This window comes from Clostridium muellerianum, from assembly GCF_012926525.1.
Classification (GTDB): Bacteria; Bacillota; Clostridia; order Clostridiales; family Clostridiaceae; genus Clostridium_AM; species Clostridium_AM muellerianum.
This window is the reverse complement of the sequence record NZ_JABBNI010000012.1, coordinates 118100-135426: the sequence shown is the minus strand read 5'-3', so window position 1 is coordinate 135426 and position 17327 is coordinate 118100. Positions and strand designations below refer to the sequence as shown.

General features: G+C 29.5%; 13 protein-coding genes. 4 read left to right on the top strand and 9 right to left on the bottom strand.

Features of this window, described 5'->3' with window-relative positions; all coding sequences use genetic code 11:
• A partial coding sequence (locus HBE96_RS06815; RefSeq protein ID WP_206154850.1) for a transposase occupies nt 1-1000 on the bottom strand: 1000 nt, incomplete at its 3' end.
• A 160-nt stretch (nt 1001-1160) separates the two neighbouring features.
• Here HBE96_RS06815 and HBE96_RS06810 point away from each other — a divergent pair.
• The gene (locus HBE96_RS06810; RefSeq protein ID WP_169297006.1) at nt 1161-1619 is read left to right on the top strand and encodes a hypothetical protein; all 459 of its coding nucleotides are present in this window, start codon (nt 1161-1163) and stop codon (nt 1617-1619) included.
• Between the two features lie 920 nt (nt 1620-2539).
• Here HBE96_RS06810 and HBE96_RS06805 read toward each other — a convergent pair.
• On the bottom strand, nt 2540-3691 hold the full coding sequence (locus HBE96_RS06805) for an MFS transporter (RefSeq protein WP_169297005.1): 1152 nt from the start codon (nt 3689-3691) through the stop codon (nt 2540-2542).
• A 201-nt stretch (nt 3692-3892) separates the two neighbouring features.
• Between HBE96_RS06805 and HBE96_RS06800 the strand changes: the two genes are divergently transcribed.
• Entirely contained in the window at nt 3893-4360 is a 468-nt protein-coding gene (locus tag HBE96_RS06800) for a spore coat protein (protein WP_169297004.1), read from the top strand.
• A 361-nt stretch (nt 4361-4721) separates the two neighbouring features.
• Nucleotides 4722-5780, top strand: a complete 1059-nt coding sequence (locus HBE96_RS06795) for an HD-GYP domain-containing protein (RefSeq protein WP_169297003.1) — start codon at nt 4722-4724, stop codon at nt 5778-5780.
• A gap of 52 nt (nt 5781-5832) precedes the next feature.
• Here the strand turns inward: HBE96_RS06795 and HBE96_RS06790 are convergent, their stop codons facing one another.
• Together HBE96_RS06790 and HBE96_RS06785 are read right to left on the bottom strand one after the other, a co-directional pair.
• Nucleotides 5833-6417, bottom strand: a complete 585-nt coding sequence (locus HBE96_RS06790; protein ID WP_169297002.1) for a TetR/AcrR family transcriptional regulator — start codon at nt 6415-6417, stop codon at nt 5833-5835.
• A complete protein-coding gene (locus tag HBE96_RS06785) occupies nt 6410-10729 on the bottom strand; it encodes a 2-hydroxyacyl-CoA dehydratase (RefSeq protein ID WP_169297001.1) in 4320 nt (1439 codons plus the stop codon). The genes HBE96_RS06790 and HBE96_RS06785 overlap by 8 nt, the downstream gene beginning before the upstream one ends.
• 569 nt (nt 10730-11298) lie before the next feature.
• Here HBE96_RS06785 and HBE96_RS06780 point away from each other — a divergent pair.
• Nucleotides 11299-12159, top strand: coding sequence for a YitT family protein (locus tag HBE96_RS06780; protein ID WP_169297000.1), 861 nt, complete (start codon nt 11299-11301; stop codon nt 12157-12159).
• Between the two features lie 77 nt (nt 12160-12236).
• Here HBE96_RS06780 and HBE96_RS06775 read toward each other — a convergent pair whose 3' ends face one another.
• The 5 genes from HBE96_RS06775 to HBE96_RS06755 form a co-directional block, all read right to left on the bottom strand.
• The gene (locus tag HBE96_RS06775) at nt 12237-13406 is read right to left on the bottom strand and encodes an ABC transporter permease (protein ID WP_169296999.1); all 1170 of its coding nucleotides are present in this window, start codon (nt 13404-13406) and stop codon (nt 12237-12239) included.
• Between the two features lie 12 nt (nt 13407-13418).
• Nucleotides 13419-14081 (bottom strand): ABC transporter ATP-binding protein, encoded by a 663-nt coding sequence (locus HBE96_RS06770; RefSeq protein ID WP_169296998.1) that lies wholly within the window; start codon nt 14079-14081, stop codon nt 13419-13421.
• Nucleotides 14082-14104: 23 nt separating this feature from the next.
• Entirely contained in the window at nt 14105-15064 is a 960-nt protein-coding gene (locus tag HBE96_RS06765; RefSeq protein WP_169296997.1) for an efflux RND transporter periplasmic adaptor subunit, read from the bottom strand.
• A gap of 204 nt (nt 15065-15268) precedes the next feature.
• Complete coding sequence (locus tag HBE96_RS06760; protein WP_169296996.1) at nt 15269-16489, bottom strand: sensor histidine kinase; 1221 nt, start codon at nt 16487-16489, stop codon at nt 15269-15271.
• The gene (locus HBE96_RS06755) at nt 16474-17169 is read right to left on the bottom strand and encodes a response regulator transcription factor (RefSeq protein WP_169296995.1); all 696 of its coding nucleotides are present in this window, start codon (nt 17167-17169) and stop codon (nt 16474-16476) included. Before HBE96_RS06755 ends, HBE96_RS06760 begins: the two co-directional genes overlap by 16 nt.
• Between the last annotated feature and the right edge of the window lie 158 nt (nt 17170-17327).

Sequence of the window (17327 nt, the reverse complement as noted above, 5' to 3'; positions counted from 1 at the left end):
CAATCTTATTATTAGATTGATTTCGAGAATTAAGAGGAATAAAGACTTTTTCAAATTCTAAATGTTTAAGTAAACCAAAGTTATCATAGCTATCAAATTCTGAATCACCTAAAAAAATTTTAAATTTAAAATTAGAATGATCAGTTAGGTTTTCTAAAAATGGTACAATTACTGGTTTTAATGAAGCATTATCATAAAAATATTTTTGTTCTTCAGGGGTATCAAATTCTTTTTTATCCATAGATTCATAAAAATTTTCATCGAAGAATTTTATATTCAAAGGAACACCCCAACCATTTGTTAAAAGACCAAATTTGTAGAAGTAACCGAAATGTCCATTAACAAAATCTAATTTAATATTAGGGTTAGCTTGTGCAAATTTAGGCATATTCTTATATGTGGCAGCATAAGGATTGAAATTTTCTTTATTTGTAGCTTTAGCATAAGATTTTTGTCTATTGACTTCAGTTACAAGCGTCTTAGGATTATTTTCTTTAACTTTTGGTTTTAAGCCAGAAGTATCATATATAAGCATAGAATTAAGGTTTTTCTTAGGTGAATTAGCTGGAAGATTATTATTAATATCTTCACAGATATCAATGACTTTAAGAGCCATTGAGTCAAATAAATTACCAAAGTCACTTTCAAACGTAGTTTTAAATCTACTGAAAAATGATTCATCAGGTATTGATTTGTAAAAGCCACAGAATTCCCTTATTTCAGTAGAAAAAACAAGAAAAATAGTTAATAAAACAGTGGTAGGTATATGAAATATTTGCATGATTAGTAGCGCTGATACTACAGAAGAAAGTTCATATTCTCTATCTTTTCCTAAATCAGAATAATAGTGTTCTTTAAATGAATTAGGAATAAAGGTATTAATGTCAAAATTATTAGCAAGTAAATCAGTGAACCCTACGGGTTGTTTAGTAGTCATGTGTTTTAATTCGGATACCTGTTCAAAAATATTTAGTTGTTTAATTTTATTAAGGTAAAACATGTTTGTTCTCCTCCTCTATGTTCTATTATTTTGGGTGATAACATTTATTATTTCATAGTGGAGGAAAATATAAAAGCCTAACGGCTAAAAAGTTAGGAAAATCAGCGCTTGCGGAATTCCGCAAGCGACTATTAGATATAATATATTGAAGGAGGTATTTATGATTAATAATCAAAATGATAACCTTAATGAACAACATGTTCCAATAACTAATCCAGTATCTGAGCCTTCAATTATTGAAAATTATGATGAAGAATTAGAAGATGAAAATTCAAAATCAGACTCTTCTATAAACAAATCCATAGACAAAACTGCAGATACTTTAAAAAATATAAATTCCATTAAAGATGAGTTATGTAAATTACCTTTAAATACCTGTGAAGCTCAATATATTGCTAATAACATAAACCCCTTAGTAAATATTCTATATTTACTTGCGCAAACTTCCTCAGGTTTATCTGCTTCATCAAAGTTCCTAACCTCTTCTTCTGTAGTTCATCCTAAAAACTCCGATATTAGGGATACTATTCATTTGATATATAAACTTAACGATGAATGTGAAGATATTTATGATGTGTTAAAGAAGAGATTAAAAATATTATTAGATAATTGTGATTAATATTAATTTTATTTGCTACATAATCTATATTCACAAATAGCGATTTGTATTTCATATAAGCATAATACGACGCAAGTAACCGAAGAAACGTTAAGCTGTATTCCGGCTGATATATGTTGTGAAGGAACACTCGCCTCATTTAAGAAGTTCTAATGCCTGAGATATTGAAAAATGCCTACCTCCTCAAATGTGACGTCCTGTCACTTTCGGAGCTTTTGCCGTCCTGGCAAAAATTACGACATTTTTCAATATCTCAAGCAAAGAACTTCTTAAATTTGCTCGAATGTTCCTTCACAACATATATCAGTCTTCATACAGCTTAACGTTTCTTCTTAATGCATTGCGTATAGCATTATTTCAAAAGGCTTGTAACTCCATATTTAAAAAGCGTAGCTTTCACAATATTTACTACTTACATCAAGAGATACAAAGCATTTAATAGAAAACTATCTAACTTGTTAATCTCTTTCGAGATATTTCTATAAAACAGAAAATAACTTCTACATAAATTTAATATATTAAACAACAGGCTCCGCCTCAATTCTTTAGCGATATTAACTTTTAATCAAATACAATTTTGATTAAGCCAGATTATATATAACAATAAACCTAAATTTGTATAACTGAAGTAACTAGTTTGAATTTTGACTTTTACGTAAGGATATATAATAAGTGTTTCATCACATTAGCTAAATTGTTTTTTTATTATTCTTAGCGAGAAGTTCATGAAAGCCTTAGAACTTTAGCTTTGTTTGAGGGAACTGAGTTTGTCAAAGTTCTTAGGTTTTCATGAACTTTGAGCTTAGAATAATTAAAAACATTTAGCAGTGATAAAACACTTATTATATATCACGTAGTAAAAGTTAAAATTCAAACTACCACTGCACTTTAATATCTAGTTGCGTCGCAATATTTTTATGTTATTCAAATCCTTTATTTTTAAAAGTTAAATATCTTAACGAAACTAGTGCTATATATACATAAAATATTATTTGAACTATAAAAACATAAGTGATTCTTATTCCACCTGCAAATCCTATTATGTAGGTTAAAAATGTAGCTCCAAGATTATTAAAGATCATTATAATAGCTGAGGCTGAATATATATTTTCTTTTCCAACATGTTGTATAATATATCCTTGAAGAGCTGGATATATTACCGCTATAGATATACCTATAATTCCAAGTCCTACTAAAGCTTGAATTTTATTTGTACCAGATAAAATAATAATTATTCCCACAATAGATATTGCCGGGGAAATTGAAAGGAATTTTAATCTACCTACTTTATCTAAAAGCTTATCCCCTATACTCCTTCCTATAGTAAATAAAATCCAAAAACCAGAAAGAATATTAGGAACCTCTTCTTTATTAACCCCATAACTTTTTTCAAGGAAGCCGCCTGTCCAATTTGTAGTTGATATTTCTGCTCCTACATAAAAGAATATTGCAATAGAAAACAATAAAACTAAAGGATTTTTTAATATGTTAAACGAAACTTTAGGACGATGTTTATTATTAGATAAAGATTCAATATCAATTTTTCTTAAAAGTATAAATAGTAAGGCCATACATACTATATGAATAATATATGTATTATTAAATCTTATTCCACTTTTTAATATAAATCTGTCTATAGGTAAAATTAGAATTCCTCCTAATCCAAAACATGCATTAGCAAGGCTAAACTTTTGATATTTTGCTGGAAGTATGGAAATTATAGTGCTGTTAAATAAAGACATCATTCCTACAGCTAATCCAGATATAAAATACCCGAATAGAAGTATATAAAATGACTTAGAAAACATAATTACAAAACTTGCAAATATAGTAAGAAAATACCCTGTACGCAACCCATTTTTAAGACTTAATTTAGACATAAGCTTAGCGCCTACTATACTCATTCCAAATGATGCAAAATAAACTACCGATGGCAATATTGCAATACTACTGGATGATACATTATAATTATTTTTTATAGTGGTTATAAAAGGTGATAGTGTATTAGAAAATATTGATGAAAAAAAGTACCCTAAAAAAACAATTATCATATTTCTGTAATTCTTATCCATGCCCACCCTCCTGTTCCAAAATTATAATTCATTATACAACACAACAAATAAGATTGTATATAATTTAACTTTCATTTAAATACTTTATTGCACTAATAAATTTCTTCAAATGTAGAATTTAAAGGTATATTTTATTTCATATAACCAATAATATGTTTTAGAGATGAATAATAATTTTGCCATACAAGGAGGATAAAATCTATGAATACTCTAACACAAAAAGAAACTATGTTATTAAAAGATGAAAAAGCTCACGAAGATTTATGCATAAAAAAATACGCTCGATATTCTAACGAAGCAGAAGATCCTGAATTAAAACAATTATTCTCAACTATAGGTGAACATGAAAAACAACATTTAAATAGTATAAACAGTATGTTAAATGGCCAAATTCCAAATGTAAATCAACAACAAAGTCAACAAGGACAGCAAAATATTAATGCTAATACGAATAATTCGAACATAGGTTTCATTCAAAATGATTCTGACCTTTGCCAGGATGCACTTGGTACAGAGAAATATGTTTCTTCTACATATAATTCAACAATTTTCGAGTTTAAAAATCCTAGTGCTCGTGAAGTATTAAATCATATTCAAAAAGAAGAACAGGAACACGGTCAGCAAATATTTGATTACATGTATAAAAAAGGATATTACACTCCTCAATAAATAGTCTTCATTACAACAATTTAACATTTATAAAAAGCTGGTTAAAATAATTTCAATGATTTTAACCAGCTTTTTTTGTGTCATTTAAAAAATAAGATTTTTTAACCTTCACTCATCCCCAAAAAACAAAGCACTGCACTGCTAATCATGAATAAATTCATTACCTAGTTTAAATTGAAACTTAAATTTAAATTAAAAAAACGCATGAATAAACATTTTTTTTGTTGTAAACCTATTTAGAAATATAAAAATATCACGATAAACTATACATAAATGTTATATATTACTAATTTAATTAGTAATATTATTATTATGAGTAATATTCTCTTTTGATTAAAATTAGTAATATGAGGTGAACAGTATGCAGAAAAAAAAAGTATTATCAATTGATGAATTACACCCTGGAATGATTTCGGCTATGGATATAAAACTTGAAGGTCAAACATTATTATCTAAAGGATTTATTATTACCGAACCAATTATAAACAAGCTAAAAGGAAATTATATTATTGGTAAGGTATCAGTTCTATTAGATGAAGATTCTGATGAAGCCGTTATATTTAAAGAAAAAACAGTAAAAGAACTCGAAACTACTTTTACTGAATTCTCTTCAAATTTAGAAAATATATTTGACAATATATCTTCTTTAGAGGTACCTAAAATAGCTGAAGTAAAAAACTTTTTAGAAAAAATCCAAGAGGAATTGAAATCAACAGGAGTTGTTGTTAAAAATATAATGCTGTACGGCAGTACAAATGATCCAATTTATAGACATACTGTAAATGTAACTGCTATAAGTTTTATACTTGGAAAATGGTTAGGTTTTGATGTACAGGATTTGGCTCTACTAACTTATGCTGCAATATTCCATGACTTTGGAAAAATGAGAATGGATAAAGATATATTAAATAATGAAGGAACTTTAACTCCTGAACAATATGAAACTTATAAAACTCATCCTACTATAAGTTATCACTTTATTGAACAAATTCCTTGCATAAATCCTTTAATTAGTCGTTCAATATTAATGCATCACGAAATGCTGGACGGCTCTGGATATCCTCTCCAAGTAAAGGAGGATAAAATACCTAGCTTTGCTAAAGTAATAGCTATTGCAGATTTATTTGATACAGTTAGCTCCAATAGATATTCTAAAGAAATTACGGGTCCTCTTGATGCTTTAAATATTATTAAAGAGAAAAGTCTTAGAGAACTTGACAGCACTTATTGTAATACGTTCTTAAATCATGTAGTAAACTACTTCATGGGAGAAACTGTACTATTAAACGATAAACGTTCATGTAAAATTATCCAAATTCAAATGGATGATTTAACAAATCCTCTAGTGCTTGATGATGAAGGATTCCTTGATTTAAAAAAAGAAAAAGATTTATATGTTGAAAAACTAGTTATGTCATAATAATTTTAAAAAATACAGCATGCTGCAATGCAGCATGCTGTATTTTTTTAAATTATTTACAAAGTAATGATTTTAAAATTAACTGTATATATACATTTCTAGTAGACTTTTCATTATAATCAATTCCAGAAATTTTTTCAGTATATTTCCCCATTAATAAAGGAATTTCCAAAGCACCAAGGGCTTGAAAAATCTTCATAAGCAATACCCTGTCACTTTCTTCTACTCCAGCAGCTCTCAATGTATCTAAAATTTTTCCATAACCAGCATCTTTTAAGAACTTCATGTAATCAAATTCAATATCACAATTGCCTACACCGTGATTTACAATATTTCTAAATACATCCGGACATTCCAAAGTCGTATCTGAATAACTTCGCAGAAAATTTTCTAACCGCTTCTTTGGTGAAACTTCATCATCTTCCAGTAATTCAAAACATTTTATTATTCTTTTAGAAAATACCTTCATAGCTTCATCAATTACATTATCTTTGCTGCCAAAATGATAATTAACTTCCGCCAAACTTGCTATCTTTTTAATAGTAACATTTTGGAATCCTTCATTCCCTATTATATTTAACGTAGCATCTAATATTCTTTCTCTTGTTGATTGCTTACATGTTCCCTTGCTATCCATTTATATCACTCCTATTGATAGCTCCTTTTAAACCATACTTGTATTTAAAATATTCTTTAGAGTCACTCTGTTCCTGACTAGAATGAACCTCTTTTAAATTTTCAAAAGCAGTGGAAAGCATAAGCTTTATTCTATTTAATTGATTTACTTCACTAGCACCAGGATCATAATCTATGGCAACTATGTTTGTTCCCTTATAAACTCTTTTTAATTCCTTCATAATTCCCTTTCCTGTCACATGATTAGGCAAACATGCGAAAGGCTGCATACAAACAATATTTTCAACCCCACTTTGTATAAGTTCTACCATTTCTCCAGTCAAAAACCATCCTTCTCCAGTTTGATTTCCTAATGAAACAATATCTGATGCTCCTTTTGCTATAGATTTTATAGATTCAATAGGGCTGAATCTCTTGCTTTTTCTTATGGCTTTCTTATAAGTCATTCTATAAAACTCAATAACAGCCATAGCCGCTTTTCCTAATACTTCAGGAAGCTTTTTCCCTGCTAAATATTTATACTTATATTCTGCATCACTAGCACAATATAATAAGAAATCTGTAAGATCTGGAACTACTACTTCTACCCCTTCTTTTTCTAGTACATCTACTATATTGTTATTGGCTGTTGGATGAAATTTTACAAGTATTTCCCCTACCAATCCAACTTTTGGCTTTAACCTATTACTTATTTTTAAATTATCAAATTCTTCTACTATAGATATAATATTACGTTTAAAAGTGCTTCTATCCGCTATTTTTAAAGATTTTTTACATATATCTACCCATTTCTCATAAAGTTCATTAGCTGAACCAGCTTCAATTTCATAAGGTCTAACTCTATATAAAACCCTCATAAGCAAATCTCCATAAATAAGCGCCATCATAGACCTGTTAATTAAACCTAATGAAATCTTAAAGCCTGGATTTTTTTCCATACCTTTTGCATTTAAAGATATTACTGGAACATTTGAAAAACCTGCATCTTTTAATGCCTTACGCAAAAATCCAATATAATTTGTAGCTCTACACCCTCCTCCAGTTTGAGATATCATAACTGAAGTATTATTTAAATCATATTTGCCAGATTTTAATGCTTCTATAATTTGTCCCACTACAATTATTGCTGGATAACAAGCATCATTATTTACATATTTTAAACCTTCATCTACAGCTTTTTTATCTTGAGATGGAAGTATTACCACATTATAATTAGATTGTCTGAAAGCCTCCTCTAAAAACTGAAAATGTATAGGAGACATTTCTGGTATTAAAATAGTGTGATTTTTTCTCATTTCTTTAGTAAATACTATTCTTTTATACTTATTTTCAACCTTCTTAAGCCTGAATCCACTATTTTCTCTTTCTTCTGATGCCGCTTTAAGCGAACGAAGTCTTATTCTTACAGCTCCCAAATTGTTTCCTTCATCAATTTTAAGAGATGTGTATATTTTTGAGTTACCATTCAATATTTCTTGCACTTGATCTGTTGTAACTGAATCCAACCCGCATCCAAAAGAATTCAATTGTACTAATTCTAAATTCTTCTGAGTAGCAGTAAAACTAGCTGCAGCATATAATCTAGAGTGATATGCCCATTGATCCACTACCCTAAGAGGTCTTTCTACCTGTCCAATATGAGCCACAGAGTCCTCTGTAAGCACTGCCATATCAAGACCATTAATTAAATCTGGTATTCCATGATTTATTTCTGGATCTATATGATAAGGTCTTCCTGCAAGTACTATACCTTTTATTCCCTTTTTCTCAATAAACTCTAAAGCATCCTCTCCAGCTTTTCGAATATCTTCTTTAAAACTTTCTTGCTCCCTAAATGCTTTATCTACTGCATAATTAAGTTCTTTTTCACTTAAACCAAATTCTTTAAGTTCCTCAAGCAGTCTTTTTGCCAACCCCTTTTTATTATGGAAAGGCAAGAAAGGTTTTATGAACTTTATATTTTCTTCCCTTATTGCATCTACATTATTTTTAATTACTTCTGGATAAGATATTACAATAGGGCAGTTATAATGATTGTCTGCTTCTTTTTGTTCTTTATTTTCATAAGTAATACAAGGATAGAAAATGGTCTTTATACCCTTTTCTATAAGATTCATTACATGTCCATGAACCATTTTTCCAGGATAGCACACTGATTCTGAAGGGATAGTTTCAATTCCCTTTTCATATATTCTTTTTGAAGATCTAGAAGATAACTCTACCCTAAATCCAAGTTCAGTAAATAAAGTAAACCAAAATGGGTAATTTTCGTACATATTAAGTACTCTTGGTATACCTATAGTTCCTCTTTTGGCTTCTTCCTCTTTCAAAGGCTTATATTTAAAAAGTCTATCGTATTTATATTTAAATAAATTAGGTAGTGAATTTTCCTTTTTTTCCTTACCTGCTCCTCTTTCACATCTGTTTCCTGATACAAATTTTTCTCCATTACCAAATTTATTTATAGTAAGTAAGCAATTATTTGCACATTGTCCACACCTTGCCATACTTGTTTCCACACTAAGTTCATTTAACTCATCTTTATTTAGAAGTTCAGTTTTGTAGCTCTCTTTATATTTTTCTTTAGCTATTAAAGCTGCTCCAAAAGCTCCCATTATTCCTGCAATATCTGGTCTAATAACTTCTCTTTCAGATAAAAGTTCAAAACTTCTTAATACTGCATCATTATAAAAAGTTCCACCCTGTACAACTATCTTTTCCCCTATTTCCTTAGGATTTCTTATTTTTATTACCTTAAACAAAGCATTTTTAATAACAGAATAAGATAGACCTGCAGAAATATCTCCTACAGAAGCTCCTTCTTTTTGGGCTTGTTTAACTCTGGAATTCATGAAAACTGTACATCTAGATCCTAAATCAACAGGTTTTTGAGACAATACAGCTTCTTTTGCAAAATCCTTTATGTCCATACCAAGCGAACTTGCAAAAGTCTCTAAAAATGAACCACATCCAGAAGAACAAGCTTCGTTTAAAAGTATACTTTCAATAACTCCATCTTTTATTTTTAAGCACTTCATATCCTGTCCGCCAATGTCTAATATAAAATCTACTCCCGGACAGAAAAAGGCTGCTGCTTTATAATGTGCTATAGTTTCAATTTCCCCTATATCAATTTTAAGTGCAGTTTTTAAAAGCGCTTCTCCATAACCTGTTACTGTAGAATTAACAATTCTAGCTTCTTTAGGCATAATACTGTAAAGTTCTTTTAAAATCTTAACTGTAGATTTAAGAGGACTTCCTTCATTGCTGCAGTAATGTGTATAAAGTATATTTCCTTCATTATCAACAAGTGCTGCTTTTGTGGTAGTTGATCCAGCATCAACGCCTAAAAAACAATCTCCTTGAAAATCTGATAAATTTCTTCTTTTTACCGAATGAACAGCATGTCTTTTTCTAAAGGTTTCATATTCTGTATCATCTTTAAAAAGTGGTCTTAATCTTTCAGATTCATCTATAGAAATATCTTTTAATCCATCTAACCTCTCCATAAGTGAATTAAGGGAAATTGCTTTTTCGTCAACTGAAGATAGCGCTGCTCCTATAGCAATATACAACTGTGAATTCTCTGGAAAAACCACCTGTTCATCCTTTAATTTAAGCATTTCTATAAATCTTTTTCTAAGTTCTGAAAGAAAAGATAAAGGTCCTCCTAAAAATGCTACATTACCCCTTATAGGTCTTCCGCATGCTAGTCCACTTATAGTTTGAATTACCACAGCTTGAAGTATAGATACTGCAATATCTTCTTTTAAAGCACCTTCATTCAAAAGCGGCTGAACATCAGTTTTAGCAAAAACACCACATCTAGCTGCTATAGGATAAATTGTTTTATATCCTTTAGCTAATTCATTCAACCCACCTGCATCAGTTCTAAGCAGTGAAGCCATTTGATCTATAAAGGAACCAGTGCCTCCAGCACAGGTACCATTCATTCTTTGATCTATCCCATCCTTTAAATAAGTAATCTTAGCATCTTCTCCACCAAGTTCTATTACAACATCTGTTTCCGGATTATATGTTTGAATGGCTTTTGTACTTGCTATAACTTCTTGAATAAAAGTTATGCCTACAGAATTAGAAAGTGACATTCCTCCAGAGCCTGTTATCATTATCGTTATTTCATTACCCTTAAATTTTTCATAAACATTCTTAAGGATTCCAGCTGCTGTTTTCTTTATATCAGAAAAATGCCTTTCATATTTACCATATACTAGTTCCATGAAGTTATTTAAAACTGCAACTTTAACTGTAGTAGACCCCACGTCAATACCTACATGAAACAATTTATTCATAAATATTCCTCCAATTTTTCATATTTAATAGCACTTTAATTTAAAACATTATTTCAAATGCCATTTAAAATGTTATTTTATTCTATTTTAAATCTTTAAATGTCAAGTGTCAATACAAGGCTATATATACAATATAATAAAAAAGTTTTCTATTTTTACAATTGGCTGTAAATTTAAATCTTCCAACTTTTAAACTTTCCCTATATTATTATTTATAGTTTTAAAATTATCATATATACCATAATATGAAAGTTTTAATTTATTTAATTTTACAAAAACTGCAAAAATAAATTAGCAACAAAATCATTACATTATTCCTCATTAAATGTATTAAATATAAAGTAAAAATTGTTAAATTATTAACCTGTCTAAAAGTAAAATTTTTCTTGATTATTTATTTTTGTGCTATATAATTTATATTGTAAGAATCGGATGCAGATTCAAATTCCGCATGATTTTTACTCGAATAAGTCCAAAGTCTATTAACTCATAACATACATTTCATAATTAAGTATACTTGTTAGAGAAAATAGCTTTTGGATAATAATTAATTAAAAGGGGATTATTAAATGGTTACAAAATTTTTAAACAAAAATGATTTCATTGACTTTTTGTTTACCATACTGGGGAGCTTCATAGGGGCAATTGGCATAAATATGTTTTTAATTCATGCCAAACTTTTAAGCGGTGGTGTTACAGGACTAGCTCTTATATTCCAATACTTATTTAAAATTCAAGCAGGTTATGTAATTATTTTGCTTAACATCCCTCTATTCATATTGAGTATAATTAAATTAGATAAAAAGTTTACTATATTTTCTTTAGTGGGAACATTAGCATTTTCTTTCTCGCTAATACTAACTCAACCTATATCTAATATTCTAAATATAAATGATAGTTTGCTTTTTTGTTTGTATGGTGGTGTAGTTAGTGGAATTGGCATGGGTTTAGTATTTGCACACAGAGGTTCCACAGGAGGTTTCGATATAGTTTGTATGCTACTTAAAAGAAAATATACTAATTTTAATATAGGAAGAATTTCTTTTTATATTAATTTAGTTATTGTAAGTATTAGCGCTTTTATATTTGGACTACCTAGTGCTTTATATACTTTAATAGCTATGTATATAACTTCCTTGGTTCTTGATAATATAGTAAAGGGCTTTAACCAATCAAAAGCTGTTTTTATTATTACAAAAAAAGAACATATAATGTCTGAGCTTATAATGATAAAACTTCATAGAGGAGTTACTTATCTTTATGGAGAAGGTGCCTATAATAAAGATACAAAAAAAATACTCTATTGTATTGTAACACTTTCTCAACTGCCTGAACTTAAAAATATAGTTACTGCTGTAGATGAAGAAGCTTTTATGTCTATTCAAGATGCTTCTGAAATTCATGGAAAAGGCTTCCATGGCAATTTATAATATCAGATATTTGTATTTTTAAATTGAGACAGAAAATAGCCACAGAATTCAATTTTAAATTCTGTGGCTATTTATATCTATTCAAACCTTAATGCATCAATAGGTTTAAGTTTTGATGCTTTATATGCTGGGAATATACCAAATACAATACCTACTGCTAATGAAAATGAGAATGCTACCATAACTACTGGTAAAGAAAAACTCATTGACATTCCCACAGCTGTAACCCCCCAGCCTAATGCTAATCCGAATAATACACCTGCTACTCCACCTAGGGAACTTAAAACTAGAGCTTCAATAAGGAATTGAATTAATATGTCCTTTCTTGATCCACCTAAAGCTTTTCTAATTCCTATCTCCTTTGTCCTCTCTGACACTGATACCAACATAACATTCATTACTCCTATACCACCCACAACTAATGATATCGCTGCTATTCCTCCTAGTAAATATGTCATAGTACTAGTTATTGAACTCATAGTGTCCAATAATTGTTTCTGGCTCATAACTCTATTATTAGTATCAGTGGATTTAAAGAAGTTATTAATATATCCATTTATCTCGTTGGTCAAAGCATCAATATTATTTTGATCTGATGCCTTAATATAAATATTTTGAACATTTCTAGTACCTGCAAGTCCTACCGCTGTAGTTGATGGTACAATTACCATATCATCAGTGTTACTTCCCATAGAACTTCCCTGTGATTTCAATACCCCTACCACTTCATACGTATTACCTTTTATATCAATACTCTTACCTACAGGATCTGTAAATCCATAAAGCTCCGTAGCAATATTTGAACCTAAAACAGCCACTTTTCCTCTATAATCCACATCTAAATCTGCAATAAATCTACCTTCACTAATAGTCATATTTCTTATATCAAGAAAATTACTAGTAGTTCCAGTTACCGAAGCATTCTGTGAATTTTTATCTACCTTAACCGTAGTACTTGTAGAAATAATAGGTGCTACCTTATCTACTCCCTGTATTACTTCTATATTCTTTACATCATTAAGGGTAAACTGTTTACTTCCATTGTTATTAGATGTATTTGCTGAAATAAGATTTGTACCCAGTGATTGAACTTGAGAAGTTATTTGCTTTGTAGAACCACTCCCCATACCTACTAACACTATTACCGAAGAAATTCCTATAATTATACCTATCATAGTAAGGGCGGATCTTAATTTATTACTTCGTATATTTTTAATAGCTAACTTTATTGTTTGAAAAAATCCCATTAAAATTCCCTCCTATGCATACAATTTTCCATCTTCAATGGTAATAACTCTCTCTGCCTGTTTAGCAACATTTGGATCATGAGTTATTATTATTATAGTTTGTCCCATTTTATGCAGTTCTTTTATAAGTTCCATAATTTCTTTACTGGTTTTGCTATCTAATGCACCTGTTGGTTCATCTGCTAGAAGAAGTTTTGGCTTACCAACCAATGCTCTTGCAATAGCTACCCTTTGCTGTTGCCCTCCTGAAAGTTGATTAGGTCTATGATGTTCCCTTCCCTTTAGGCCTACTTTTTCAAGTTGCTCCATTGCTAGTTTTCTACATTCCTTGGCACTAATTCCTCTATATAAAAGAGGCACTTCTACATTTTCCACTGCATTTAATTTATTAAGCAGATTAAAATTTTGAAATATGAAACCTATTTGTTTATTTCTAATTCTAGTTAATTCAGCTTCACTGGCTTTTTCTATATTAATATTATCAAAGATATAATTTCCTGAGTCTGAAACATCTAAGCATCCTACTATATTCATTAATGTAGATTTTCCTGATCCTGAAGGACCTATAATAGAAACAAATTCATTTTCTTTTATATTTAAATTTATATTATCTAAGGCTTTTACTTCTGTATCTCCCATGACATAAGCTTTACTTAAATCCTTAATTTCAATCATTAGTTTTCTCCTTTTCTTAAGTTCTAATTTCCTTGTGTACTACTTTTTCCACTTCCCTGGCTATTTGAGGATTTACTATTACTTCTTGATCCTCCCCCTTGCATCATTTGAAAACCACCCATACCTTTCATCTTAGAAGAATTACTATTGGAAGTTTGTACTTGTGGTATTTCAACTTCCTGTCCAGCTACTAATCCATTAGTTATTTCTACCATTCTTCCATTGCTAATACCTACTTCAACCTTTTGCAATGTAGTTGCTCCGTTATCTTTAGGTATCATTACATATTTTCCGCCTCTAGCATCCTTCACTGCCTCTACAGGAACTGCTATTACATTATCCTTAGATTCAGTTACTATTGAAGCCTCAGTAGACATTCCAACCTTGATGTTATCTATACTATCAAATCCTATTATTACATCAAAGTTTGACACTCCATTAGAATAGGTTCCCTGCTGACTAATATCCTTAATGGTTCCTGTAAACTTAGCATCAGGAAAAGCATTAACTTTAATATCTGCCTTTTGACCAATTTTTAAATTTGGTAAATCCGTTTCATCAACTGATATAGTAGTATATAAATTTTTGTTATCAAATACTGTTATAAGCTGTTGTGCTGAATTTACACTATCACCTGCTGCTACACTTATATCACTAATAACACCATCAAAAGGCGCTACTATAGAATCGCTTCCATTTTGAAATGTTATAAGTTCCTGTCCTTTAGTTACAACCTGATTTTTACTTACTAAAACAGAATCTACAGTATCTTTACTTACAGATTTAATAACCTGAGTTTCTGATGATAAAACACTACCCGAACCTGAAACTGTTTTTTTAATGTTTTGAACTGATGCCTTTACCTTAGAAACTTGTGAAGTTTTACTTACAGTTGATGCTTTAGCTGTAATGTTTTTATATACTCCAGCCCCTCCAATTCCTAGTATTGCTACTAACATTATACTAATGGTTACCTTTTTCATAATTATCTACCCTCTCTATAATAATTAATTTAATTTGCTTTACTATGAAATCAATTATGACATGGCAACCTTAACTTTTCCTTAACTATAGTGAGCGAAAAATTGGAAATAAGGTTTTAAAAATCTACTTTTTAACGTTATATATTTTTTTGAAATTTTAGTTAGTTGAACTCTTATAAACACTCTTTAATACTGAAGATGCTTCTAGTTAACAGGAATTATTACTTCAATTATTGTTCCTCTAGGGTGATTTTTTTCAGCTCTTATAATTCCTCCATGCTTTGATACTATCCATTTAGCAATAGATAAACCTAATCCTGTACCTCCTGTTTCTCTTGTTCTGCTTTTATCACCTCTATAGAATCTTTCAAATATCAATTCTTTTTCCTCTTCTTTTATACCTATACCATCATCTTTCACAACGATACTGCATTTGTTATCTTTCTTTTTTACATTTATCTCAATATTACATTTTTCATAAGTATACTTTAAAGCATTATCTAAAAGAATTACTAAAAGTTGATGTATTCTTTCTTCATCACAATTTAAAATTAAACTTTCCATTTCCCCCATTTTCACACATTTATGCTCTATTTCTGATATTTCAATATATGGTTCAGCTACCCTTTTTATTAATTTTGCTATATCCACAGACTTTTTCTCTATTTCTATTACATTAGAATCAGACCGAGCAAGTGTTAGTAAATCATATATAAGTTTAGATAACCTTCTTGTCTCAGAAAGAGCAGTCCCTAAATGATTTGCATTTTCTATAATTTTATCATTAGGTTTTTGAAAAACTAATTGTAATTGAGATTGTATAATCGTTAAAGGCGTTCTCATTTCATGAGAAGCATCCTCAACAAACTGTTTCTGTTTTTGCCATGCGCTAACTATGGGTACCATAGTTCTTTGAGCTAAAAATCCTGCTGCTGATATACAAACTAAAAATATTATACCTCCACCTAAAATTATGATTTTTAAAATATTGTCCATGAACTCTTTTTCTGAATTTGTATTTCTAAGTAACTGTACCATAACTGTTTTATCATTCAATTCAGCACTAAAAGCTATTGTTCTAAAGCTAAATCTTCTAAATTTAACATCGTACAACTGATCTATTTTTACTGGCTTAATATATTGCTCGTTGCTTTTATAAAATATGGGCATATGTGTATCTGAAAGAATATTTCCTTTGTTATCTCGCACTATAGAAATTACTCTAGGATCCAGCATGGATAAATTAACATTGTTATTTTGAAGGCTCATTTCAGTTATCTTTCTTGAAATAGATAAACTCCTATCTACCTCTGAATATAAACTGGATTTAGTATAAAAGTATATAACTATGTTAAATATTAAAAAAAGTATAAAAAAAACTACTGAATTTATTAATGTAAGTTTAAGTTTTAATCTTTTAAACATTTGTTTTCATCGCCAATTTTAAACATATATCCTACTCCCCTTATAGTTTTTATGTAATTATGACAGCCATATTGTTCTAATATTTTTCTTAACTTATGTATATATACTTCTACAATATTTATGGTAGTATCTGATTCAAATCCCCATATTCTATCAAATAGTTGTTCTTTTGTGAGAATAGCACCTTTGTTATTAACCAAGTATTCTAAAATATCAAATAATTTGGACTTAATCTCTATCTTTTCTCCTTTTATAAGTAGTTCTCTAGACTTTGTATTTAGTTCTAACTCTCCGCATTTTAATACATTTTCATATACAAGTGCTCCGGATCTTCTAAGCAATGCTTCTATTCTAATTCTTAATTCTTCTATATAAAAAGGCTTAACAATATAATCATCTGCTCCCATTTTGAAACCTTTTATTTTATCTTCCAAAGAATCCTTTGCAGTAAGAAACATTACTGGTGTATTTATGCCTTCTTCCCTAATAGTTTTAAGTATTTTGTCTCCACTTAAATGTGGAAGCATTATATCCAGAATTATAGTATCATATATATTTTGCTCAGCCATATACAATCCCTCTTCACCATCTGAAGTACTGTCTATAGTATAATAATTCTTTAAACTACTATTTATAGATTGTAAAATTAATTTATCATCCTCTACCACAAGTATTCTCATAACCTATTACCCCTTTAATTTCTCACATCTTCTAAATACTTTCTTAATCATAGTTTTTCCTAACAATAAAACTATATTCTTAAAATACAGTGTATAGATGTCAAATAAAAAACGCTCTACAATAACTGTAAAGCGTTTTTTCTATAAACACATTTTAA

What these genes read in the sequence shown, in the direction of transcription:
- HBE96_RS06810 (WP_169297006.1), top strand. Translation starts at nt 1,161, where the DNA reads ATGATTAATAATCAAAATGATAACCTTAATGAACAACATGTTCCAATA.
- HBE96_RS06805 (WP_169297005.1), bottom strand. Translation starts at nt 3,691, where the DNA reads ATGGATAAGAATTACAGAAATATGATAATTGTTTTTTTAGGGTACTTT.
- HBE96_RS06800 (WP_169297004.1), top strand. Translation starts at nt 3,893, where the DNA reads ATGAATACTCTAACACAAAAAGAAACTATGTTATTAAAAGATGAAAAA.
- HBE96_RS06795 (WP_169297003.1), top strand. Translation starts at nt 4,722, where the DNA reads ATGCAGAAAAAAAAAGTATTATCAATTGATGAATTACACCCTGGAATG.
- HBE96_RS06790 (WP_169297002.1), bottom strand. Translation starts at nt 6,417, where the DNA reads ATGGATAGCAAGGGAACATGTAAGCAATCAACAAGAGAAAGAATATTA.
- HBE96_RS06785 (WP_169297001.1), bottom strand. Translation starts at nt 10,729, where the DNA reads ATGAATAAATTGTTTCATGTAGGTATTGACGTGGGGTCTACTACAGTT.
- HBE96_RS06780 (WP_169297000.1), top strand. Translation starts at nt 11,299, where the DNA reads ATGGTTACAAAATTTTTAAACAAAAATGATTTCATTGACTTTTTGTTT.
- HBE96_RS06775 (WP_169296999.1), bottom strand. Translation starts at nt 13,406, where the DNA reads ATGGGATTTTTTCAAACAATAAAGTTAGCTATTAAAAATATACGAAGT.
- HBE96_RS06770 (WP_169296998.1), bottom strand. Translation starts at nt 14,081, where the DNA reads ATGATTGAAATTAAGGATTTAAGTAAAGCTTATGTCATGGGAGATACA.
- HBE96_RS06765 (WP_169296997.1), bottom strand. Translation starts at nt 15,064, where the DNA reads ATGAAAAAGGTAACCATTAGTATAATGTTAGTAGCAATACTAGGAATT.
- HBE96_RS06760 (WP_169296996.1), bottom strand. Translation starts at nt 16,489, where the DNA reads ATGTTTAAAAGATTAAAACTTAAACTTACATTAATAAATTCAGTAGTT.
- HBE96_RS06755 (WP_169296995.1), bottom strand. Translation starts at nt 17,169, where the DNA reads ATGAGAATACTTGTGGTAGAGGATGATAAATTAATTTTACAATCTATA.